The 24,492-nt window shown below is 41.4% G+C and carries 17 protein-coding genes, 1 pseudogene and 1 CRISPR repeat array; of the genes and pseudogenes, 10 read left to right on the top strand and 8 right to left on the bottom strand.

From position 1 onward, the window contains the following. Window positions 1-68: 68 nt before the first annotated feature. Window positions 69-1,346, top strand: a complete 1,278-nt coding sequence (gene ahcY, locus FD724_RS02335) for an adenosylhomocysteinase (RefSeq protein WP_179071452.1) — start codon at window positions 69-71, stop codon at window positions 1,344-1,346. A gap of 317 nt (window positions 1,347-1,663) precedes the next feature. Here ahcY and FD724_RS02330 read toward each other — a convergent pair whose 3' ends face one another. The 4 genes and pseudogenes from FD724_RS02330 to FD724_RS40550 form a co-directional block, all read right to left on the bottom strand. Next, window positions 1,664-4,123, bottom strand: a complete 2,460-nt coding sequence (locus FD724_RS02330; RefSeq protein WP_179071451.1) for a DEAD/DEAH box helicase family protein — start codon at window positions 4,121-4,123, stop codon at window positions 1,664-1,666. Between the two features lie 190 nt (window positions 4,124-4,313). Next, on the bottom strand, window positions 4,314-5,582 hold the full coding sequence (locus FD724_RS02325) for a bifunctional sterol desaturase/short chain dehydrogenase (RefSeq protein ID WP_179071450.1): 1,269 nt from the start codon (window positions 5,580-5,582) through the stop codon (window positions 4,314-4,316). Between the two features lie 179 nt (window positions 5,583-5,761). Next, entirely contained in the window at window positions 5,762-6,706 is a 945-nt protein-coding gene (locus FD724_RS02320; protein ID WP_179071449.1) for a fatty acid desaturase family protein, read from the bottom strand. A 108-nt stretch (window positions 6,707-6,814) separates the two neighbouring features. Further along, window positions 6,815-6,991, bottom strand: a pseudogene (locus FD724_RS40550) (Uma2 family endonuclease); the annotation flags it as partial. Between the two features lie 15 nt (window positions 6,992-7,006). Between FD724_RS40550 and FD724_RS02315 the strand changes: the two are divergent. Beyond that, window positions 7,007-7,258 carry a hypothetical protein gene (locus FD724_RS02315; protein ID WP_179071448.1) on the top strand — a complete coding sequence of 84 codons (252 nt, stop codon included), beginning with the start codon at window positions 7,007-7,009 and terminating at the stop codon, window positions 7,256-7,258. Between the two features lie 258 nt (window positions 7,259-7,516). Here FD724_RS02315 and FD724_RS02310 read toward each other — a convergent pair whose 3' ends face one another. From FD724_RS02310 to aroF, 3 genes are all read right to left on the bottom strand, one after another. After that, a complete protein-coding gene (locus tag FD724_RS02310; RefSeq protein ID WP_179071447.1) occupies window positions 7,517-10,804 on the bottom strand; it encodes an efflux RND transporter permease subunit in 3,288 nt (1,095 codons plus the stop codon). Window positions 10,805-10,897: 93 nt separating this feature from the next. Continuing rightward, entirely contained in the window at window positions 10,898-12,307 is a 1,410-nt protein-coding gene (locus FD724_RS02305; RefSeq protein ID WP_256874430.1) for an efflux RND transporter periplasmic adaptor subunit, read from the bottom strand. A 344-nt stretch (window positions 12,308-12,651) separates the two neighbouring features. Further along, the gene (aroF, locus tag FD724_RS02300; RefSeq protein ID WP_179071445.1) at window positions 12,652-13,524 is read right to left on the bottom strand and encodes a 3-deoxy-7-phosphoheptulonate synthase; all 873 of its coding nucleotides are present in this window, start codon (window positions 13,522-13,524) and stop codon (window positions 12,652-12,654) included. Between the two features lie 907 nt (window positions 13,525-14,431). Here aroF and FD724_RS02295 point away from each other — a divergent pair. The 6 genes from FD724_RS02295 (at window position 14,432) to rsgA (ending at window position 19,891) form a co-directional block, all read left to right on the top strand. After that, the gene (locus tag FD724_RS02295; protein ID WP_163936261.1) at window positions 14,432-14,926 is read left to right on the top strand and encodes a hypothetical protein; all 495 of its coding nucleotides are present in this window, start codon (window positions 14,432-14,434) and stop codon (window positions 14,924-14,926) included. Window positions 14,927-15,008: 82 nt separating this feature from the next. Beyond that, window positions 15,009-15,674: a pentapeptide repeat-containing protein gene (locus tag FD724_RS02290; RefSeq protein ID WP_114082283.1), complete on the top strand. Its 666-nt coding sequence runs from the start codon at window positions 15,009-15,011 to the stop codon at window positions 15,672-15,674. A gap of 845 nt (window positions 15,675-16,519) precedes the next feature. Then, window positions 16,520-17,125 (top strand): DUF4360 domain-containing protein, encoded by a 606-nt coding sequence (locus tag FD724_RS02285; RefSeq protein ID WP_114082282.1) that lies wholly within the window; start codon window positions 16,520-16,522, stop codon window positions 17,123-17,125. Between the two features lie 381 nt (window positions 17,126-17,506). Next, window positions 17,507-18,364 (top strand): DUF72 domain-containing protein, encoded by an 858-nt coding sequence (locus FD724_RS02280; RefSeq protein ID WP_179071444.1) that lies wholly within the window; start codon window positions 17,507-17,509, stop codon window positions 18,362-18,364. A gap of 286 nt (window positions 18,365-18,650) precedes the next feature. Next, window positions 18,651-19,091 carry a hypothetical protein gene (locus FD724_RS02275; protein WP_179071443.1) on the top strand — a complete coding sequence of 147 codons (441 nt, stop codon included), beginning with the start codon at window positions 18,651-18,653 and terminating at the stop codon, window positions 19,089-19,091. Between the two features lie 176 nt (window positions 19,092-19,267). After that, complete coding sequence (gene rsgA / locus FD724_RS02270; protein ID WP_256874577.1) at window positions 19,268-19,891, top strand: ribosome small subunit-dependent GTPase A; 624 nt, start codon at window positions 19,268-19,270, stop codon at window positions 19,889-19,891. 980 nt (window positions 19,892-20,871) lie between these two features. Here the strand turns inward: rsgA and FD724_RS02265 are convergent. Further along, entirely contained in the window at window positions 20,872-21,147 is a 276-nt protein-coding gene (locus FD724_RS02265; RefSeq protein ID WP_179071442.1) for a hypothetical protein, read from the bottom strand. Between the two features lie 87 nt (window positions 21,148-21,234). Between FD724_RS02265 and nifH the strand changes: the two genes are divergently transcribed. Together nifH and FD724_RS02255 are read left to right on the top strand one after the other, a co-directional pair. Then, window positions 21,235-22,128, top strand: a complete 894-nt coding sequence (gene nifH, locus FD724_RS02260) for a nitrogenase iron protein (RefSeq protein ID WP_114084101.1) — start codon at window positions 21,235-21,237, stop codon at window positions 22,126-22,128. Window positions 22,129-22,181: 53 nt separating this feature from the next. Next, window positions 22,182-23,161: direct repeats of the CRISPR family, unit length 37 nt; unit sequence GTTTCAATCCCTAATAGGGATTTTGATAAATTGCAAT. A gap of 491 nt (window positions 23,162-23,652) precedes the next feature. Further along, window positions 23,653-24,483, top strand: a complete 831-nt coding sequence (locus FD724_RS02255; RefSeq protein WP_179075383.1) for a dienelactone hydrolase family protein — start codon at window positions 23,653-23,655, stop codon at window positions 24,481-24,483. Window positions 24,484-24,492 lie beyond the last annotated feature (9 nt).

Here is a 24,492-nt window from a genome sequence, read left to right as displayed (position 1 = left end):
GTTGTACAATAACCTAGTAGAGTGCGTAAAATTTACGTAACTTTTTTAATTTTTTGAGGTAACTTTTGATGACCGCAACTTCTCCCCGATTAAAGCACGAGGTTAAAGACCTCGGCCTAGCTGCCTTGGGAAGACAGCGCATTGAATGGGCTGGACGCGAAATGCCAGTTTTGAAGCAAATTCGCGATCGCTTTGCGATCGAAAAGCCTTTCGCTGGTTTACGCCTTGTAGCTTGCGCCCACATTACAACAGAAACAGCACATTTGGCGATCGCTCTGAAAGCCGGTGGTGCAGACGCGCTTTTAATTGCTAGTAACCCTTTATCAACCCAAGATGACGTAGCCGCTAGCCTCGTCCTCGATCATGAAATTCCCGTCTTTGCTCAAAAAGGCGAAGATAACGAAACTTATAACCGCCACGTCCAAATAGCTTTAGATCATCGCCCCAACATTATTGTTGATGACGGTAGCGATGTGGTTGCAACTTTGGTACAACAACGCCAACACCAAATCGCTGATTTGATTGGTAGCACCGAAGAAACCACCACAGGTATCGTGCGGTTACGCGCCATGTTTAGAGAAGGCGTACTCACCTTCCCCGCAGTCAACGTCAACGATGCTGACACCAAGCACTTCTTTGATAATCGCTATGGTACTGGGCAATCAACCCTAGATGGCATTATCCGCGCCACAAATATTTTGTTGGCTGGTAAAAACATTGTCGTCGTCGGTTATGGCTGGTGTGGTAAAGGTACAGCCCTCCGCGCCCGTGGGATGGGTGCTAACGTCATCGTCACCGAAATCGACCCCATCAAGGCAATTGAAGCCGTAATGGATGGCTTCCGCGTCCTCCCAATGGCTGAAGCTGCACCCCAAGGTGATATTTTTATCACTGTGACAGGTAACAAGCACGTCGTTCGCGGTGAACACTTCGATGTGATGAAAGACGGTGCGATCGTTTGTAACTCAGGTCACTTTGACTTAGAACTTGATTTGAAATACTTGGCTGCACAAGCTAAGGAAATCAAAGAAGTTCGTCCTTTCACCGAAGAATACAAGTTGAAAAATGGTAAATCAGTTGTCGTTCTCGGACAAGGACGCTTGATTAACCTCGCTGCGGCTGAAGGACACCCCAGCGCAGTAATGGATATGAGTTTTGCAAACCAAGCTTTGGCTTGTGAATTCCTGGTGAAGAATAAAGGGAAGTTAGCCCCTGGTTTGCACTCAATTCCTGTTGAAGTCGATCAAGAAATTGCTCGTTTGAAGTTGCAAGCTATTGGTATCACAATTGACAGCCTAACAGCAGATCAAATTGAGTACATCAATTCTTGGACAAGTGGAACTTGATACATTGATTAGTTGATTTTTTGAGGGGATAGGCATTTTGCTTATCCCTTTTTTTGTTTGCGGAACATACGGAATATATAGTGATTTTAGATGACTTAATTAACCTCATGTTTGAGAGATAACATTGTTTGACATCCAAGTTTAGAAAATATAGCTTTAATTCCCCATTTATGAGTATTGCAAACAGTATGTAGCTTAGAATAACGCTCGGCTGCAGGGCAAACGCATCTAAAGTATAATAATCCTTTAATAGCAAGGGTTTTGGCGTTTTTTAATTTAGCCTATTTTTTCATCAAGATCCTTGCCCAGCAAGGGTTTCAGAAATCCCGTGCGTTCGCCCTGCGCTCGGCTGGAGCAATTTTCCTAATTTGCTTAATATCTTCAACTAGCTGATTCCGAATATCAACAAGTATTGATAAACTACAAAGATACATCTCAGGAGATGGATTAGCATTATTCTCGCATTTACCATCATTTCCAATATATATCAAACCCAAACATTTCCTGATAGAGTTTTGGCTAATCCATTCAAGATGATCGTGACCTTGAGAAATATCTTTCTTAAAATAGTTAGCAGGATTTTTTTTATCAGTCTTTAATTCAAAACCAATACATTGTTGAGTAACCTCATCTTCCCATAATACATCTGGTCCTGTACCTTCATCATTATCAGGTCTCGTAGAAATAAAACCTAATAGCTCTCCTAAATATCTGACTGCTTCTTCTTGCTTGAATACTGACTTATCTAAAATGCTCAAATTCGATGTCAAGGAGTTTATTTGTTTTAGCCTTTTCTGATAAGCCTCATCAGAAGTTACTTTTATTATTGAGGCAATACGCTCTTCAAATTTTGTTTGTGGCTGCCATGTTGTGGTTGATGTATTATTTTTGTTAAGCCTATTTGGTAATATAACTTGACTTCCTAATCTATCACGGGCGCGTAAATATTCAATTTGTGCAGATTCATAGTCTTCTTCAAATTCTAAACACATACCTATCCATACATTGTGCCAGCCTGCTAATTTTGTATCTGCACGTTGTGTTTCCTCAATAACTTGCTCGATTGCTACCCGTGCATTAACATAGTCTCTAGCCCACATTGCGCTCATAAACTTAACTTCAGCCAAGGCAGCTTGTGTCATTCTCACTTCAATCTCCGTGGTCTTTTGAACTGCTTTTTCGTCAATTTCCATGTTTTCAACACCTTCTCCATAAAACTCAATCCATCCTTTATCTCGACGGAGAACAGTGTCAGCTACTTGTATAAATTCAGAAGCTGAATTAAAACGCTTTTCTTCATGTAGAAAGAGTCCAAGCCGAATTTGCTTACTAAGAAGATCGGGAAGTAGTGCAAGATTCCGATCTTTTTTCAACCAGTTATTTAAATCACGACCATTTATGATGAATAAGCCGTAATCATTACGTCCACGATTAATGCGACCAAATAATTGAGTAATTCTATTGCCAATTCTAGCAGCATGAATATTTTTCATATTCAGAGTATCTGATAGATATTGCTCTAAGAGTGAGCTTCCTGTGGGAAGTTCATCTATAATCATTACACGACATGTATCATGAGGTAAATCAATACCATCAACTCTGGAAACAAGGATAAAAATACCTGAAGAAGCTTGGCGAAATTCTTGGAGCTTATTACTAAAATTTTCCTTATCAGGTGGTTTTCCAACCTTATTCCAAGATTCTGCTTGTTTATAGGATGGAACTGCTAATAATATTTTATATTTTTTAACCAGACATCCAACTAACTCATCATCAATTCTTTTTTCAGGAATTTCACTAGCAAATAATATTAATCTTTCTCCGTTTCCTGCATCATTTTTAGGCTCAACACATTCAGGAATTCTTCCAAATGTTCTAGCAATATCAGACTTATAGTTAAGTGTAGCTGATAAATAAATTCGCCTAATTTCTGGCCTTTCAAAAACAGGTATTGCAAAAATTGGTAAAAATGGTGGTGCAATCTCTACTGATTGAGAGCTAAAATGTATAGCACAGTGAATAAGATTATCTTTAAGATGATTAAAAGCAAATTTCAATCCCTTATTAGTATTTGCTTTATGGTTGACTAATATATTAAACAAACCTTCAGCATTATCTATAACGCTGCTGGGCGTTGCCATGAGAATAAAATTCGATGCTCCGCTTGTAATTTCTTTTAAACTTCCATATTTTCCTATTTCTTTAAAACTGGTTTCAAATAAATCTGTAATTGCACTATAAATATCTGAGTGTTCCCGTGCATCTATTTTTAGGGTGAAAGATTCCCTTATAATTTTTTCAGCTACATGTGCATCATCAAAAATGATAGCCCCAGGGAAGTAGTCGCGTTGTATAATACTCAATCCATTAAACATACTTGAATAAGTTGTTATACAAAACGCTTTCCCAGTCTCAAATAAATCAGTATCAAAATCACCCTTTACCCTTGTGGTACATTTTATACCAATTTCTTCAGCCTCCAATTTTGTCTGATAAACAAGGTCTATAGTTGCACAAAGATAGATAATATTATCTATACCTTCATTAACTAGACTTTGGGCAATTAATAATCCAGCTAAAGTTTTACCAGCACCTGTATTTAAAGCTATTAATACATCTGATTGATTACGTTTTTCATGCCACTGGTTTAAAGCTTCAGTCTGCCCACGCCATAAATCATTAGGACTTCCTGGCAGGTTAGGTAATTTCTCAAAAATTTCTATTGGGTGTATTGGTTTAGGATTTTTGCCAGGTCTTTTAATTGTAGAGAAATCCATAGTGGTAGTGACCCATAAAATTTATAGTGATTTGATTTTAAGATACTAAAAGTGATACACCAAGTAGTATTTGATGCATTAAGTTGCTCTAAACTTATTTAATTTATAGCACTCACTCGGAGTGATCGCAAAACTACACGCACTCAGGGGCAATTCATGAATTACCCCTACCTGAAAACAAGGGTTTCGACTATTGTTTGCTTAAGTCTTGTTCACTTTTCGCTATTCGGGTAAAAAGTCGATAGTATAGCGATGTACTAGTTTCTTTTAAGGGAAACAGCAGATAGGTAAGAGGATTTATTGCCACAATAATATTTCGGAAGTCTCGCCGTGCGAAAAATAAGATAGCACGAGCAACTTGCTGTGCAGACATCACTCCATAGGGATTCAGTTGACTCTTAAACGGGCCAAGAATTAACTTGCGAATTACACAATCCCCATCTAAACGCTTGAGAGTAACAATATCACCTAGCGATCGCTTGCTGAGTTCATAAAGCGGACTCAGCGCTGGAGAAACCTCAGCCTCAGAAGTGTTTACCCAGATTTCCTTGGTTGCTTTTGCTTGTGGCCCGGTTACAGTTGTCACAAATATATCCATCAACCGCAATGCTGAAAAGGTATTCACCTCATAAGAAGAGTTAATAGCCTCCGATGTGCGGCTGGCGTAGACATTGATTCCGTGGTTGATAATTAAAATATCTACTTTCTCTAAACTATTTCTCAGTTCGGCTTCATTACCTAATTGCCAAGGAACCACTTTCACCCCAACTTGCTCTACTAATTTTTCTGGATTAGTGGTTAATGCCACGACTTTAGCATTATTCTTTACCAGTTCAGCCGCCAAAGCTTGCCCTAACGCTCCTGATGCTCCGGTTAAAGCGATGGTTTTCCCCTTGAGAGACAGTCCTGTACCAAGAATTTTATCAACTAAAGGAAAGACACCACTGTAGTAAGCGTTGACATCATCAAAATGATGCCGCCAATGGTAAGACCGATTCACCCACCAAATGGATGGAATTGTCTCTAAAGGGCCGGGTAGGTGGTTAAAATCTGTATCAATTTTTCCCTGGAAATATCGCACAGACGCGCCATACAAGAAGGTGGAACCATAAGCTACTCCCAGCCATAAACCCAATTGTTGGACAATTAAGGCAACGGCGACTAATACCACCAGCAGTAGACTCGATTCTAAAATGTCGTGATAGAGTTGCGATTCTTGGTAAATTTTCATGGAAACTATCGATAAATCTCGGCGATAGGCGCTATGGTGCTTGTTGTGCCATTTAGCAAGCCAATTGACTTGGTGACACAAAGCATGATAAGTGTCTCTCAAGACCTCAGCGAGTAAGAGTGAAAAAAGTGCCCAGCTAGCAAACTGTAAGCCTGCATTTAACCAAACCCAATTAATTTGTAATCTTGCCTCAATTCCCATCAAGTTTTCAGCTAGCATTTTTATCATATTTGTCTATACTCGTTTTTATTAATCATTCTTCATGATCTGACAAAGGTGCGTTAAGGTCGAGTCTAGAGCAAATTAAAATCAAAGGGAATGGGGAACAGGAGAATGGGGAGTTGGGGCAGGGGGAGCAGGGGAGGCAGGGGAGGTAGAGGGAGAAATAACCAATGCCCAATGCCCAATTAGAAATTAGTTATGATATCCCAATTGACTTTCACATAGCCAGGTTCAATGTGGGTAAAGTGTCGGCTCAATTGCTGATGTGCTTTTGGCAGAGCGTGAAAGGGGATTGATGCGTACAAATGATGCTCTGCATGAAATGGCATATTCCACATGAAAAATCGCACAGGCCAAAGGGTTAAGGTTGTGCGCGTATTTGTGAGCAGATTAGCGTCAAGAGTGCAACCTGTATGTTCTGCTAGCAGAATGAAACGGAGAATCGGCTGACCGATAAGCAGGGGTAGCAGCCAATACAGGAAAAACCAAGGCTGACCAAATACAATTGAAATGGCGATCGCACTTACATAAATACCTAATTGCCATCGAGTAGAGCGAATAACTTCGGCTCGTGCGGCTTCTGGCACAAATGGAAAATCGTCAAATTGACCAATCGCCACCTGAAAATGCCCGCTTACTTTACCCCGCCACCACGGTAAACCGCTAATTATCAACAAGTATTTACCCAGATTACTCGGTTTGAGATCGGTTAGTTCGGGATCTTTGTCAGGAACGCGAGTGTAGCGATGATGCCATTTATGATAACGACGAAAGAATGTGCTGTTGTAAAATGAGAGCAAGCCGGAAAACCAAGCTACAGCATCATTTAATCGATTGTTGGCGAAAGCCGTTCTGTGAACGCATTCGTGCATCGGTGCAAACATGGAAGCCAGACTGAAGCCGTAAATTACCAGTGCTGGTATAGCCAGTGACCAATTGCCAAAGTTTGTTCCCCACAGGTAGCCACTGCAAATCATGACTGTGAGGTGCAAAACCAGTTGAATTAGCCCTTTGGAGTTGGAGCGATCGTTTAGAACACTTAACTCCTGTACACTGAGAATCTGACAGAGGTTTTGCTCTTTATCAGCTTTGTTATCCAATAAGTCAGATTGAATAATTGCGTCAGACATAATTTTAAGTAGGTCGGCGTGAATAGTTGCGCGTGGGTTGCCTTCTAACTTCTCAATTCTGACTCTTGACTCCTGAATTTTGATCTAATTTTAATAGATGCTGTGAATTTAGCTGACTATACCAACACGAAAAATTTGTTCTGCGGTTAAATTCAACTCTGGGAAAGTTGGTGATTGGATACAGTCATTACCTCGAAATTTATTAATTAGATACTCACCTTCTTCTAAACAGCAAACCAAGATAGTAGGTTGTTTTGGTTTGCCAATAAATTCCCGACCGTCAATGAGTATTTGAACTGGATGAATCCACCTTTTATCTCCGTTAACGAGTGTTTGAACTGGATGAATCCACCTTTTATCTCCGTCAACGAGTATTTGAACTGGATGAATCCACCTTTTATCTCCGTCAACGAGTATTTGAACTGGATGAATCCACCTTTTATCTCCGTTAACGAGCCTTTGAACTGGATGAATCCACCTTTTATCTCCGTCAACGAGTGTTTGAACTGGATGAATCCATCTTTTATCTCCGTCAACGAGTCTTTGAACTAGATGAATCCACCTTTGATACTCATTAACCTAGCTCTTGTACGGAATATTCTACTTTCTTCAATCTCAAGTGTCAGACTACGACTCTTAGATGTTTGGAGACTGGGGATTTACGATCGCAATTATGCGAAAGTTAACCAAAGTGAACTAGCAAAAAAAACTATGATACATAAAAAACTCCCCTCTAAAATGAAGGGAGTCAAAAGTTAGTGATTAAAAAGAACAAATCAACCAAGCGTTATTAGTCCAGTCGGGTGAGTATCAAATTGGCTGTTTGCGCCAACTACGTTTTTTCATCTTGGTTTGCCAAGACTCCATGTAGGTGTAGAAAACGGGCGTTAAATAAAGTGTGAGAAACTGCGAGAACACCAACCCCCCAACTACTGCCAAACCAAGGGGACGACGTGTATCTGCTCCGGCTCCCAAACCGAGGGCGATGGGTAAAGTTCCCATGAGGGCTGCCATTGTCGTCATCATAATTGGACGAAATCTTACCAAGCAGGCTTCATAGATAGCATCATAAGGGGTTTTGCCGTTATGACGGGCAACGATCGCAAAGTCAACCATCATAATCCCGTTTTTCTTCACAATGCCAACTAGCAGAATGATGCCGACGAAGGCGTAAATATTCAAGTCAACTTGAAACAGCAACAGGGTCAGTATTGCCCCAAATCCAGCAGAGGGTAGGCTAGAAAGGATAGTTAGCGGGTGAATGAAGTTCTCGTAGAGAATCCCCAACACGATATAAATCACCAAGATGGCAACCAGCAGTAGCAATCCTAAACCCTGAATCGAAGATTGAAATGCCTGCGCTGAACCTTGGAAGCCTGTACTAATAGTAGGTGGCAGTGTTTGACGGGCAAGTTCCTCAATTTTCCCAGTGACGTTACCTAGTGACACTCCTGGCTTCAGGTTAAAGGAGAAGGTGACAGAAGCAAGCTGCCCTTTGTGGTTGATAGTTAAGGGGCCTACATCTTTGCTCAAGGTTGCTACGGCGTTGAGAGGTACAAGTTGTCCACTAGGGGTACGAACTGAGAGTAAATCTAGGGCGTTGGCATTTTGCTGATATTTTGGTTCCACGCCCATAATTACTTGGTATTGGCTATCGGGGGCGTAGATGGTAGAAACTTGGCGAGTACCATAAGCATTACTCAGAGCAGTTTCGATTTGATTAGCAGTCAAACCTAGAGCCGAAGCGTGGTCGCGGTTGATGTCTACTTTTACTTGCGGATTTTTGATTTGCAAATCGCTGTTGACATCTTGTAAATCTGAGAGCGATCGCAATTTCTCTTCTAAAGCTGGGGCATACTGGTAAAGTTCCTGGATATTGGGAGTTTGCAGAGTAAATTGATACTGCGCTTTTGTCTGTTGTCCACCGACATTGATGGCTGGAGGATTTTGCAAGAAAACCTTGATTCCAGGCACAACTGACAACTTAGGCCGGAGTTCCTGGACAACTTCATCAGCACTGAGACGGCGCTCATGGCGCGGCTTGAGTTCAATTAAAAGCCGTCCCGCGTTGGCGGAAGCATTTGGGCCACCAGCCCCGACACTGGAGTTGATGGAATCGACATTAGGATCGCGATAAGCGATCGCAGCTACAGCTTGTTGATGTTTTACCATCTCATCAAAGGATATATCCTCTGATGCCTGAGTAGTTGCCGTAATTTGTCCAACATCTGCGTTGGGAACAAACCCTTTAGGCACAATTATAAATAGATACACTGTCGCTACAAGAATCGCTCCCGAAATCACCATTGTTGTGCGGTGATACTTGAGTGATTTCCTCAAACTCCAATCATATCCGCCCAATATCACATTAAAAACGTTTTCCGAAAAGTTGTAGAGACGACGGTTAAAATTTTGAATTCGGGACTGAAGACTAGGTGCTGGGGACTCGGAGTTAAGAATTTCTCCCTCTCTCCCCTGCTCCCCTGCTCCCCTGCTCCCCTGCTCCTCATCCCCCTCACTCTCCTGCTCATGATGAGGTGGACTCAAGAATCTCGAACACAGCATTGGTGTCAAGCTGAGGGAAATTACGCCAGATACCAAGATTGCAACGCTAATAGTAACAGCAAACTCCCGAAACAGTCGCCCCAGAATGCCTTCCATGAAAAGAATCGGGATGAATACTGCTACCAGAGAGATGGTCATAGATAAAATTGTGAAACCAATCTCTCTAGAACCATTTAGGGCTGCTTCCATCCGGCTTTCGCCCATTTCCATGTGGCGGACAATATTCTCTAGCATGACTACGGCATCGTCTACCACGAAACCTACTGAAAGGGTCAACGCCATCAGTGATAGGTTATCGAGTGAGAAACCCAGTAGTACCATGACTCCAAAAGTCGCTACTATCGAAAGCGGTACTGCCAAACTGGGAATAACAGTAGCAGAGATATTGCGGAGAAATAGAAAGATTACTAGCACTACCAACGCGATGGTGAGCAATAGCGTGAATTGTACATCATCCACCGACTCACGAATTGATTGGGAGCGATCGTAGAGAATATCCATGTTCACAGCCGCCGGAATCTGTGTCCGAAAGCTAGGTAACAGTTTCTTGATTGCATCTACTACTTGGACGGTATTAGTTCCCGGTTGGCGCTGAATTGCCAGAACGATCGCCCGCACGCCAGAATTTTGGACTTTAGATTGCGACTTCTCCCCTGCTCCCCTGCTCCCCTGCTCCCCTGCTCCCTTACTCTCTTTCTTGACAGGAAAATACCAACTCGCAATCTTGTCATTTTCCACGCTGTCCAGAACTTGACCTAGTTCTCCTAGCTGCACTGGTGCGCCGTTCTGATAAGCCACACTTAGGGAGCGATAGCTGGCGGCATCGTTGAGTTGACCGTTTGCTTGAATCGTAGAATTTTGCTGCTTACCGTAAAGTGTCCCCGTAGGCAGATTGACATTTCCATTAGCGATCGCAGTTGCTACTTCATCAATTCCTATACCTTTGACACTCAGCGCTTCCGGGTCAAGCTGAATTCGTACCGCGTACTTTTGGGAACCAAACACCTGCACTTGCGCCACTCCATCCACCATTGACAGACGTTGTGCCAGCAATGTTTCAGCGTATTTGTCTACAGTTGAGAGGGGCAGAATAGACGAATTGAGGGAGATGTAAAGGACTGGCTGATCTGCCGGATTTACCTTTCGGTAAGATGGCGGATTAGGCATATTTGTCGGTAACTGTTTTGCTCCCTTAGCGATCGCAGACTGGACATCTTGGGCTGCACCGTCAATATCCCGATTCAGGTCAAATTGCAGCGTCAGTTGTGTAGTACCCAAAGAACTGGTAGAGTTCATCGAACTCAATCCCGCAATACTCGAAAACTGCTGCTCTAAAGGGGTTGCGACTGAAGCAGCCATCGTTTCTGGGCTAGCTCCGGGCAGATTAGCTGTTACCTGGAGCGTTGGATAATCTACATTGGGTAAGTCGCTAACGGGTAACTGTTGGTAACTGATCAGCCCAAATATCAAAATGCCAACCATAACTAGAGTCGTCATGATTGGTCGCCGGATAAATAGCTCGGAAATGTTCATCTTAATAATGAGTCATTTGTCATTGGTCATTTGTCATTGGTCATTTGTCATTGGTCATTTGTCATTGGTCATTTGTCATTGGTCATTTCTCCCTCATCTCCCTTGTCCCCCTGCTCCCTGCCCCTCTGCCCCCCTGCTTCCTACCTCCGGTTTCACTTGGACTGTGGCACCAGGCACTAGGTTGAATTGTCCATCAATAACTACTTGTTCACCCGGTTTCAAGCCTTGCTTAATTACCGTTTCGTTCTCAACGGTGTCGCCGACGGTAATTGTCCGCATTTCTGCTGTTTTGTCGGGTTTGACCACATACACAAATTGTCCCTTTTGCCCACTCTGTACCGCCTGGGAAGGAACAGTAATAGCATTTGGTTCTTCGCTTAGTTTGAGGACTACATTAACAAACTGTCCCGGAAACAGGCGATCGTCAGTGTTGGCAAAAGTACCCTTCAGTTGAATTGTGCCTGTTTGGGTATTGACTCCACTATCGACAAAGGTGAGTTCGCCTCGGACTGGCCGCCCTGCATCTTTAGGAGGTAAAGCATCGACTTCTAACTTGCCGTTATTAGCACTGTATTTTTTGATATCTGGCAGCAATCGCTGGGCAATGGAAAAGTTGACGTAAATCGGGTGAATTTGACTGATTGTAATTAGCGGATCGGTGGCATTCGCCTCTACCAAGTTGCCTTGATTTAGCTTCAGACTACCCGTGCGTCCAGCAATTGGTGAGTAGATGGAAGTATAGGAAAGCTGAACTTTAGCATTATCGATCGCAGCTTCATCTGCCACTACCACTGCCTGAGCATTTTGTACATCTGCTTGGGCTGCTGCGATCGCAGCTTGAGCATTTGCTACTCCCTCTTGATCTGCTTGCACCGTTGCCTGTTGAGCAGCAGCAGTAGTCTGATACTGTTCGGACTGTTCTTTACTGATAGCCCCTTGCTTGAGCAAACTAGTATAACGTTGAGCCTGCACATTTGCATTTGTTGCCTGGGACTTATCCTTGACGACATTCGCTTTTGCCTGGTTCACTTGAGCGATCGCTTTTAGCACATTAGCCTGTGCCTGTTTCACCTGAGCCAAATCTTTAGCCTTGGCAGCATTAGCTTGCATCAGCGCGGCTTGTAGAGGGCGAGAATCAATTTTAAATAACAAGTCTCCTTTCTTAACGTTCTGTCCTTGCTGAAAATAGACTCCAGTAAGTTGCCCACCTACTTGAGATTTGACAGATACCGTAGAATATGCTTCAACTGTCCCCGTAGCCGATAACTGTATTGGAATCGTTTTTTGAGTCGCAGTGGCAACCACCACTGGCACGGCTCGCTTTTTTCCTGCTTCTTTTCCACTTGATTGGGCTTCGGAAGCATTACAGGCAGCACACAAGTAAGTTAGACCTAATATAAGTAGTGAAAATCGTCCTCTTTGAATAGCGTTATAAAAGCTAGGAATAGTTTGAGCAGCCAAGGACGAAGGCTTTATCGTCTGAATAGAAACTAAACGGCGCATATTAACAATTTGGGGAAAGGGGAAGCACATACACGTACTAGCTTGTCGTTAGACATCGCATTTTTTACAAAATGGTTGGTTGCGATTAATTCTAATTAGATAAGCAGAATGTTAGTCAAGCTAAACATTAGTGTACTAATAATTGCTTTTTTCGCCTACCCCTTTTAGAAATAAATTGTTGTGACTTTATTTATATATATTTAGGGTTGTGTTGCAAAAATTATTTGAGAATAAGTGGAATAGTCTAAGCAACAATTTTATTTTACGAAGGCGATCGCAATTTGTCGTTCAGCCAAAATAAATATTTGGACTTAGACATTAAAGCGATAGCCCTCAACTGAAATTTAAGCAGCACAAAAAATTGGGGCAGGTGATAAACCCGCCCCGACATTTGATGATATATTGCGCCCAACGGCTTTTGCTACAGGCTTTAAACTATCAACTAAACGCACCATATCTTCTAAAGAGAGTGCTTGACGGGCATCAGAAACAGATTTTTCTGGTTGTGGGTGACATTCAATAATTAATCCATCAGCACCGCAAGCGATCGCAGCCCTAGCCACAGGTGCCACCAGTTCCCGTTTACCGACAGCATGGGAAGGATCTACAATCACAGGCAGGTGAGTTATTTGCTTAAGTGCTGCCACTGCTGCTAAATCTAGGACGTTACGGGTGTAATCATCGAAGCTGCGGATACCGCGTTCGCACAACACCACATCAGGATTTCCGTGGCTAAGAATATATTCAGCAGCCATGACGAATTCTTCAATAGTCGCTGCTAAACCACGTTTGAGGAGTATTGGTTTACCAGCTTGTCCCAAAGCTTTGAGCAAGTCGAAGTTTTGCATATTGCGGCTACCAACTTGAAGCATATCAGCGTGGGCGGCAATTACTTCAATTTGGGAAATTGACATCACCTCAGTGACAACTGGCATATTGTAATGCGATCGCACCCTTGCCAAAATCCTCAATCCTTCCTCACCCATACCCTGGAAAGCGTAAGGAGATGTGCGAGGTTTATAGACACCGCCACGCAAGCCCTGTATTGATGTAGTAGATAGCTTTTGGGCAACAATTTCCATTTGTTCTAAGCTTTCAACGGTACAGGGCCCGCCGATAATTACCAGTTCTTCGCCTCCGAAAGCGACTTTTTCTGAGATTTTAACAATTGTCTGGTGATTCGGATAAGATTGTGCAGCAAGTTTAGCATTAATCATGGTTTCATTCTTCTGAAAAGTTATGGATTGAGTATTAGGTATTAAGGTAAGAGTTGTTTTCCAGTCCCCAGTGATAACAAAAAAGCCCGGAACCTTTGAAAAGTTCCGGGCGCGTTCTGATTCATCGACATGACGCTACTTACCCGGAATTTAATCTGGGCCAAAAGTAAAAGCCATAAAACCAGCTACTTAAATAAGTCATGACGATGAAATTCTCCTTAAAACAACAAAAACCGCAGAGTTTGCTCTGCGGTTCACCGGGCGGTTTCCATTAGGAAACTACATTCACTCCCGGTGAACCACCTTAGACCAAAAATAAAAGTAGGAACTTGTTTTAAGCATTTGCGGGGCTTTTGCTGGAAAACTTAATAAATATACCTATTTAAGGTAACATTAACAGGAAGAATAGGCAGTGTCAAGACCCCAATAAACCACAAAAAAGCGATAGACTCAGTACAACCGTAGGAGTAAAGACTCGCATTCTAGGGAAATAACCTGCCTTAAGCCGCTTTACATCTATATCAATTGCCCCTAAGACAGATGTAGTTTTTCAAATAATCTATATTTGGTTTTTCCTGTGAATGCGTAACTCCTAAAAACATATAAACCAGTTTGCTTTTTAAGTAGGGTACAAAATACAGAACTTAAAACCAGATACAAAGAGTTACTATCTCCTGTCCCTTGTCCCTTGTCCCCTTTTCCCCTTGTCTCCTTGTCCCCCTTGTCCCCTGCCCCCTGCCTCCAAACCCGTAGCTTTGTACTTCATGCAAAAGAAAACATCAGTAATTCTCCTGACTTGTCATTTCACCTTGCGAAAGCTGATTGCAGACAATTGACGATCGCCATACATTATTCTGACCCAAGTCCTCATTGACCAGATTAACTTTTTAGGATCATCAGTTTCATTATGCCCAGTTCCAAAATCTTAGCCCAATCTTTCGACTATTATGGAGTTTACCCCTGCCCAGTCTGTCGAATAGGTAAGATTTCTCACATGCCATTGATGGAAGCTATGGCTTGTGACTTTTGTCAAGAGATTTTTACAGTCAACTTAGAAATCCAGCAAATCAAGATGCCTTCTAGACAACCACCATTAACTTGGCGTTGGAATGGGTTTAGTTGGACAGAAGGCCAGTTAGAAGGTGTGGAGTTAGGTTGGGGTTATGGACTAGCGGCAGCAGTTTTTGTAATTCTTCCCACTACTTTAATTGGCATAGTAGCTTACTATTTTCCTGCTGACCTCAAGGAACCCATTACTTGGACACCATATATTTGGACAGTATTGACCTTTTTATCACATTTATCAATTATTGTTTGGATTGTTATTGAAATTTATCAAATTCCAGTTGCAGCATATTTGAGAGCGATCGCTCGATGGAGAAATCGGGAGATGGAGAGATGAGGAAGCAGCGAAGTGGCAAAAGATGCAGCGAATACATGGCTCCATCACTCATAATTAAGTTGATTGTCCACCAAAATATCGTATGAGCGATCTGGAGCGGTACTATAGAATTTTGGAATTAGAGCCTGGAGCAACACTTGAAGAAGTGAACCAGGCTTACAAAGATTTAGTCTTTGTTTGGCATCCCGATCGCATTCCCAAAGAAAATCTCCGTTTACAGCAGAAAGCACAAGACAAGCTGAAAGCCATAAATGAAGCTCGTGAAAAATTGCGCTCTCTAAAAACCAAACATCAAACTATATCTAATTCACCTTCACCTTCACCTTCACCGTCATATCAACAGCAAACACCATTTCAAAAAACCCAGCCACCACCGAAGCAAAACTCAGACTTGAGTGGCAAAGACTACAGTCGGGCAAATTTGAGCAACAAAGACTTATCAGGCAGAAATCTAAGTTATGCAAACTTGAGTGGTGCTAATCTCAGCGACACTTTTATGCACAAAGTCAACCTTAGAGGGGCGAATTTATCTGAAGCAAATTTATTTCGGGCAAACCTCCTTTTAGCGGATCTCAGGGAGGCGAATTTACGTGGTGCTAATTTAATTGGTGCGGATCTCAGTGGAACTGACTTACGAGGAGCCGACTTAACAGGAGCGCGGATTCGTTCTGGTGAGCGCCTTTTGGTTAAATTAATTGGCGCTAACTTAGCTGGGGCAATTATGCCTGATGGGGAAATTTATCAATAACCGATGTTGCACTACGACACAAAGTCAGGTAGCACAGGTGTGCTACCCAATTTTTTTGAGTATAAAAGACCAAAACACTTGTAGAGACGGCAATTTATCGCGTCTCAAAAACCCAAAATTTTTACCAGTAGCCCTTAACCCAAACGTTTTGGTACAAGTACCTAAGTTGACACGCATAAGTAATGCTGTGCCCTTGCCTGGCGGTTAAATCATTAATTGCGATCGCCTAGTCAATTTTACGGGAACACAATATAAAATCTTTAGTCATTAAGCAAGTACAGATTAAATATCCAAGGCTTAACTAAGAAGTTAGAAGTCAAAAATTAGAATTAATTAGAGAAAAAATATCGCTAATTGTAGACTGCTAAATATTTTATTTAGTGAGGAAAAGTGTTGCTTTTTATTCAGCAGTCATACATTAATTACGTATTTACTCTAAATCAAGATACTGAATTTAATTTAGATACTTCTATAACTAATTCAGTTTAATTCTAGTTACCTAAATTTCAATATGCAGATGTAGCTTCGGTAAGTTAAACAGCTAACTTTTCGATAGTTTTTAGATGTCTATTATGGCTTTAATAGTCTATATTTCGGCATCTTTGAGCAGATTGTCTAGTTTGCAAATTTATACTTGCCCTATTAATGCGTTGATTATTTTACCGGAAATAAGTTTGCTTTAGATTCTTTATATATCAAGAATCTATCAGCTTGTCATAAGCTATACATGGGCTTTACCTCCCATTAAAATATGGTTGACACTGATTTTTTAACGATCAGTTTTCCGGAATCAGCCGCAACGAATTTGGAGCTAACACTATCCAAATACTCAAAACAGGTGAGTTATGAATAATCAAAATCTCAAGACAACATCTATCAACTTTATCAAATCTTTTCTAGCTGCGGCTACACTGATAACAGCTTCCGTCGGCCCTGCTTTTGCTAACGACAAAGTGGAAATTGTAGGTGCAGAATATGGTGGTAATGGCTGCCCTGAAGGATCTGCTAGTGTAAGTGTTAGCCCCGATGGTCAAGAGCTAAGTATTCTATTTGATAAGTTTATAGCTGTAGGGAATAAAGCAGAAGAAAGACGCAAAAACTGTAACTTAAGTATTCCGATCAAAGTCCCCCAAGGCTTTCAAATTTCCCTCTACGATGCTGATTATCGGGGCTATGTTGCTCCTAGCACAATTGGCAGACTAAGAGCAGAGTACTTTTTTGCTGGTCAGCGTGGCCCTGTTTTTTCTCGGACATTTAACGGCGAAAGTGATTACAACGTTCGCGATCAATTAGTGACTGTGGCTGATGTTTGGTCACGCTGTGGCGACAGTGTAAATATGCGGGTAAATGCTGCAATGACCGCCAGTGGTCAAGGTATGGCAACTGTTGACTCCTTTGACCTCGCCCACCGAGGGTTGGTTTATCACGTCAAATATCGCCAGTGTCGTTAAGTCTTTTCAAAGCCGGGAGCCACAAACTTTTAGCTTTAAAAAGGTCTAAGGCTTTGTTGGTTTGAGCAACACGGAACCTAACACTCTGTATCGATGTTAGGTTTTCTTACATCAACCCAACAAAGCCCTTTTTTGCACTTAAAGCTTGCGTTACGCTCTGCTACGCACCTTAAATTATGGCTGATTTTTCACGTTATGTAGAAAAGTCCACCCAAAACCTAACCCCCTAACCCCCTTCCCGACGCGGGAAGGGGGAAAATTTAAAGTCTCTCTCCTTTTAGGAGAGAGATTTAGAGAGAGGTTTTCCAGATGCCGTGAAGAGTCAGGAATTTACAACCAACCTGTAAAATTGAATATGATACATCAAGGCTTTTAGGCATTGTGAACTTTTTTATTGGTTGTGCTGTTTGGGCATATAAAGGTTGGGTTGGCGAACTTTACCCCCAAGGTACTCGCACCGCCGATTTTCTCAATCTCTACAGTCGTCGCTTCACCACTGTAGAAGGTAACACCACCTTTTATGCCGTGCCTAACCAACAAACAGTAACCCGTTGGGCTGCTGAAACTCCAGCAGGTTTTGAATTTTGTCTAAAATTACCGCGAGATATTACCCATCAAGGGTTGCTACAACCTTATATTCCGGCGGCTTTAAAATTTCTGGAAGGGATGCGCCCTTTAGGTAAGCGTCTTGGGCCAATATTTGCCCAGTTACCACCTCGTTATGCACCTGCATTACTTGAAGATTTGACTAGCTTTCTGGAAGCTTGGCCGCGCACAGATGCACCCCTAGCCCTGGAAGTTCGTCATCCCGACTGGTTCAGAGAACCCCATGCTAGTAATTTGACAGCGCTTTTGCAAAAGCTAGGGGTAGGACGGGTACTTTTAGACTCGCGCCCCATTTACACTGGAGATGATGACCCCCAGTTACAATCAGAACGACGTAAACCCAAATTACCGTTGCAATTGAGTGTGACAGCACCTTTTACTCTGATTCGGTTTATTTCCCATCCAAATTTATCAGTGAATCAGCCGTTTATGGAAGAGTGGGTAAGGCAGATTCAGCAATGGTTACAGGCGGGAGTGCGAATTTATTTCTTTGTTCATTGTCCAATAGAAGCGCGATCGCCTAACATAGCGCGTCACTTCCAACAGCTATTAGAACAGAGTGATACACCAGTTCCACCCTTACCTTGGAATAACCTTGAGCATCCTCCCAATCAGCTGAGTTTATGGTCTTGAAAGGCAAGGCGCAAGGATCAAAGGAAATAGTCCCACAGAATGAAATTTATAACTTTTATAATATATCTAATGTTTAGTGATAAAAAAAGAGCGATAATCAGTATTTCAGTACTTTTCTGTGAATGCTTGATATTTCTTTCTTCTTGACAAAAACGGTAATAGCCGTTTTTGTTAAATGGTGATGAGAGTTTAGATGATACATAAATATATCTAAAAAGAAAAGTATTGATTTTTAATATGTAATTTAAGCATTTTTTTGAAAGCAGTTACGCCAAAGGAGGTTAAGATGAGTCGTCTTCTTTATGAAAGTTCAGTCTCATATAAAGGATATCTCATCATTCCATTTGTTTTTGGGAAAGTTGATAATTACGAGATTTATTCTTATAAATTGCTATCTGAAATTGGTCATAGAAGCCAATTTCATAAAGCAGAAAACCCAGCAAAAATCTATGGAAGTAGCGTTAGTAATATCATTGACATTGCAAAAGAGCATATCGATCAAAACTCAGACTTTGTTAACCAGAGAGATTCTTTTAAGTCTCGCTACATTTACCGTAACCATTTGATTATTATCTTTCAAGAAGGAGGCAAATGCTTTTATGACCATTATCCACCAGAGTTATTGAATAATATTGCAGCTCCAAAATTATTCAAATCCGAATACGAATGCTTGAGTTGGATTAAACAAGGACTTGATGGGCCACAGGTGCGACAAAGAGCTATTTGAAAAAGACAGAAGTTAGGAGTTAAGAGCAAAGCAAGCTTAATATAGGACTCATATTTGATTTTTGAATAAATCAGTATAGCTCAAATAGGCTTTTTAACTATTCCCTGTTGCCTTTCTATCGCGCTTGCGCTGCGTGAACAGAAATCAAATCAGAAAGTGGTGCAAATCCAGTATTGGTGTTAAACAAAGCAGATTTGTGCAACTCTCTAGAAGAGTACTTAGCACAACTAGAAGCAGTTGCTTTGGGTGTACCAATTGTAGTTTTAAGTGCCACCAATCATCAAGGATTAGATGCCTTAAAACCTTACCTGCAAACAGGACAAACAGTTGCTTTGTTGGGGTCTTCTGGTGTTGGTAAATCCACCATCACTAACCAGCTACAAGGCACATCTGTGCAAATGGTACAACCAGTACGGCGAGGTGATGACCGAGGTAGGCACACAACAACTCATCGTGAATTAATTTTGCTCTCTACTGGTGGATTAATTATTGATACGCCAGGAATGCGGGAAATCCAAATTTGGGCAAGTGACGAAGGTTTGCAAGAAACTTTTACAGATATAGAAACCTTGACCCAAAAATGCCATTTTCGCAATTGTCAGCATAATAACGAACCCGGTTGTGTAGTGCAGCAGGCTTTGGCTGAAGGAGAACTTGATTATTCCAGGTTTCTCAGCTACCAAAAGTTGCAAAAAGAACTCGATTACCTTACACGCAAACAAGACCAGAGGATGCAACTAGCTGAGAAAGAACGCTGGAAAAAGATTCATAAAGCCATGCGAAATCATCACAAGCGCTAATTGCACAGGTATCAACTTCAGCTAAAACTCTTTTAAAACCTCGTTTTCAGTCTCTAGCTGGAAACGAGACGCAAGAGACAATCTTTAAAAGCTTATTAGCTTTTACCTTAATTGAATCTACTTTCATGACAAATTTTAAAGTGAAAAATAATAAATTGTGTTTTTGTTATAAAACATTAGTTTTAAATACTTTTATCAAATATCCAAAAGTATCTAACTGTACATATTGACTATGAACAATAATTTAAATAATTGGCAACCTTTGAGCGTGTAACTTATGGCTATTAAAGATTGTAAGGATAATCTTCTATCTAGTAAATAAATAATTTGAGATTCGGCAAATAAATTAGTGAGATGTATGTTATGGTTTTTATAGGAATCAAAACGAGTGAAAGCACAAAAAGACTTCAAGATAATTTTGAGGCAAGCTCAAGAAAGTTTTTTTGCTCTGGTAAGTCCACTTCAATTCGCTACATATTTCTGTAACAAAAATCTAAAACTAGATTGAGTAGGATAGTAGCCTTTGTAACAACTTGAAGTCGATCAAAATTTATCTGGGTATAAGCCAATAAGAGTTGGCTAACCTAGCTAGAACATTACCCGCCAAAGGCAATTACTCTTGGAGTCTGGGAAGAAAGACTCTTAGTACAGCCTGACAAATCCATAGAAATACAGAATATTTACAAACTTAGTTTTGTGAGAGCAAACATTTTCAACCGCAAACTAAGTTGAAGCAGTTAATGACTTTTGGAACAAAAACTCTAAGCAGAATGGTGCTATAAACCATGCTGTCAAAAGTCACTTAGATATTGTCTTAGCTAAAGTGTTAGAGATTGTCTGTGCAAACATTATAGTATTGCACCTATAGCTACCACTTTTAGGCTGGAATTTATCTTGCTGCATCAATCACGAAACGATAAGCACTATTGAAGTTTTTGGCAATTTGACATCAGCAAAATCAAAGAAGTTGCAGTGACCATTTAGAGTGGATTGCAATTTGGTTGGTTGTGTGGTTCAGGGAACAAATCTGCGTTCGTTTGAATTCCTGCTGCAACCACTCTTGAGGCTTGAGCAACCATTTGGGATTCTGTTACAACAACTGACAATGCTGAAGTCAACATTTTAAAGACTTCGTTATTAGGAGATAGAGATTTTCTATCACTTAAGCTATCGCTTTGTGGGTAAATATATTCTGATTTTGGCTGTTTTTGTCGGGGTGCAATGTCTAGCGACAAGTTGCTACACGTTAACGCCAACAGGCTCTACTTCCCTACGTTCCAAGGGTGAATATCTCATATCAAGCTTCCGACCCATCAATTAAATCATTGTAGGAAAACACAACCATGGCTGACGAAAAGATTAGACAAATAGCTTTCTATGGTAAAGGCGGTATTGGTAAATCTACTACCTCTCAAAACACCCTTGCAGCAATGGCTGAAATGGGTCAACGCATTCTAATTGTCGGTTGCGACCCTAAAGCTGACTCTACCCGTTTGATGCTACACAGTAAAGCTCAAACAAGTGTTCTTCAATTAGCTGCTGAAAGAGGCGCTGTAGAAGATATTGAACTCGAAGAAGTAATGCTGACTGGTTTCCGTGATGTACGTTGTGTGGAGTCTGGTGGTCCTGAACCCGGTGTAGGTTGCGCTGGTCGTGGTATCATCACTGCTATCAACTTCCTAGAAGAAAACGGTGCTTACAAAGACGTTGATTTTGTAAGTTACGACGTATTAGGTGACGTTGTGTGCGGTGGTTTTGCTATGCCTATTCGTGAAGGCAAGGCACAAGAAATCTACATCGTTACCTCTGGTGAAATGATGGCGATGTATGCAGCTAACAACATCGCTCGTGGTGTTCTCAAATATGCTCACACTGGCGGCGTGCGCTTGGGTGGTTTGATTTGTAACAGCCGTAACGTTGACCGGGAAATCGACTTAATCGAAACCTTGGCAAAACGTTTGAACACCCAAATGATTCATTACGTACCTCGTGACAACATCGTTCAACACGCAGAATTGCGCCGGATGACTGTTAATGAGTACGCTCCTGACAGCAATCAAAGTAACGAATATCGGACATTGGCTACCAAGATTATCAACAACGACAAGCTCACTGTCCCCACTCCTATTGAGATGGAAGAGTTAGAAGAGTTGCTGATTGAATTCGGTATCCTCGAAAGCGACGAAAATACCGCAATGCTTGTTGGTAAGTCTGCTACTGAAGCACCCGTCAAGTAATACTAATTAAATAATGGTTTAGGGTGGGCTACTTGTCCACCCTTTTTTCATTGGTTTAAATCCCTAGTAGGGATTTTGATAAATTGCAATCAATTGGAATCTATAGATTTTGAGTTGATAGAAAAATCGTTTCAATCCCTAATAGGGATTTTGATAAATTGCAATCCTTTTACCCGTACATACTTTGTCTCACTCCCTGGGTGTTTCAATCCCTAATAGGGATTTTGATAAATTGCAATTATCCCACACAAAAACATTCAAATATTCGTGCAGTGTTTCAATCCCTAATAGGGATTTTGATAAATTGCAATGACTTGAGATGCTAGCTCCGGGCGGCACAGTGAAGTTTCAATCCCTAATAGGGATTTTGATAAATTGCAATTTACTGGTATCGGCATAAAGTGCCGTTCATCCTTACCAGGTTTCAATCCCTAATAGGGATTTTGATAAATTGCAATTCTACCACCAGCATTGAAGGGTTGATATCCTCAAAATAGTTTCAATCCCTAATAGGGATTTTGATAAATTGCAATCTGCGTCTAATGTGTTGTATGAGGTTATTTTACATGTTTCAATCCCTAATAGGGATTTTGATAAATTGCAATTCGCAGTTGGGAAAGCTTACCAAGTTGATTACAACGTTTCAATCCCTAATAGGGATTTTGATAAATTGCAATTACCTTGAAAGTAGATAGCAGCACACCGTTTTGATGTTTCAATCCCTAATAGGGATTTTGATAAATTGCAATCAAAAACCAGCCGGATCACTTGCACTCGATCCAGTTTCAATCCCTAATAGGGATTTTGATAAATTGCAATCAGGGTATTATTTTTACTTATATGGCTTGAGATTAAGTTTCAATCCCTAATAGGGATTTTGATAAATTGCAATGAGAATAATGTTCTCAAGTGCCGCCCCTCCCAATGTTTCAATCCCTAATAGGGATTTTGATAAATTGCAATACAAGAAGCATCGCAAAAGAGTATGGTTGCAGCGTTTCAATCCCTAATAGGGATTTTGATAAATTGCAATAGCGGGAGCCTGAAACCCAAGCTGTATTTAATTTTCAAGGTACAGTTGCGCTATTCAAGGGCAATCATAGCATTACAGAATTTGTTTGGAAAGAGTGCCAAAAAATTTAAAGGCTGAAATCGTCTTTTGGTAAGCATTTCAGAGAGTGCGCGGATTAGGATTAGGTAACTAATGGGTTGAAAGGCTTACTGTGCTTGGAATAGAAGCACTTTTTAGGGACTTTAGAATTTGTACACCTACCCTTCCGCGCATTTGAGATATGGGAACCTAGCCAGAAAGGAACTCAATATAGAACATTGTTTAGTCTCGTGGCTTATTCTTTGCCAATACAGGCGGCTTTTTTCTGACAACAGCCACACAGAAGAAACATTTGGACAGCAAACGAATCTAAAATATTACGGTAAACTGATTCATAAATTGTAATATTTTGTTGTCGGTACTACTGTACTAATAACCAACAATAAAGTTTCCGCCAATTTAAGGTAGAGATGATGAAAGAAATAACACGCCGCAAATTTATCGCAACAAGCACCTTGGCGACGGGTTTTGCCTTGGCAGTGCAACCCATTTCTGCTCAAGTCACCACTACCGATGCTAAGGGTTTGGTAGCTGGTGCTGTGAAAATTCCGGTCAAAGATGGCGAAATTCCTGCCTACAGAGCAGCACCCGCCACTGGTGAAAATTTCCCAATTGTCTTGGTAATCCAAGAAATATTTGGTGTACACGAGCATATTCAAGATGTTACTCGTCGTTTTGCTCAGTTGGGATACTTGGCGATCGCACCGGAATTATTTATCCGTCAAGGCGATGTCACTAAGGTAAGCAGTATAGACGAAATTCGCCCAATTGTTGCCAAAGTACCAGATTCTCAAGTGTTATCCGATCTCGATGCGACGGTAAAATGGGCTGTGAAATCAGCTAAAGGCAATGCCAATAAATTGGCGATTACAGGTTTCTGCTGGGGTGGCCGCATTACCTGGTTGTATGCGGCACACAATCCCAAGGTGAAGGCAGGTGTAGCATGGTATGGGCGACTTGTGGGCGATGCTACCGAACTTCAGCCCAAGTATCCAATTGATATTGCATCAAAACTGACAGTCCCCATTCTCGGACTTTACGGTGGCAAAGATACGGGTATTCCCCTTGATACAGTAGAACAGATGCGCGATCGCTTAAAGTCTAGCAGCAGCAAATCTGAAATCATCGTCTACCCCGATGCACCGCACGCTTTTTTTGCCGATTATCGCCCCTCCTACCGCGAGAAAGATGCTAAGGATGGTTGGAAACGTCTTTTGGCGTGGTTTAAGCAAAATGGTGTTTAACGGTATCAG

Origin of the sequence: Nostoc sp. C057 (assembly GCF_013393925.1) — a bacterium.
GTDB classification, from domain to species: Bacteria; Cyanobacteriota; Cyanobacteriia; order Cyanobacteriales; family Nostocaceae; genus Nostoc; species Nostoc muscorum_A.
This window is presented reverse-complemented; position numbering and strand designations above follow the sequence as displayed.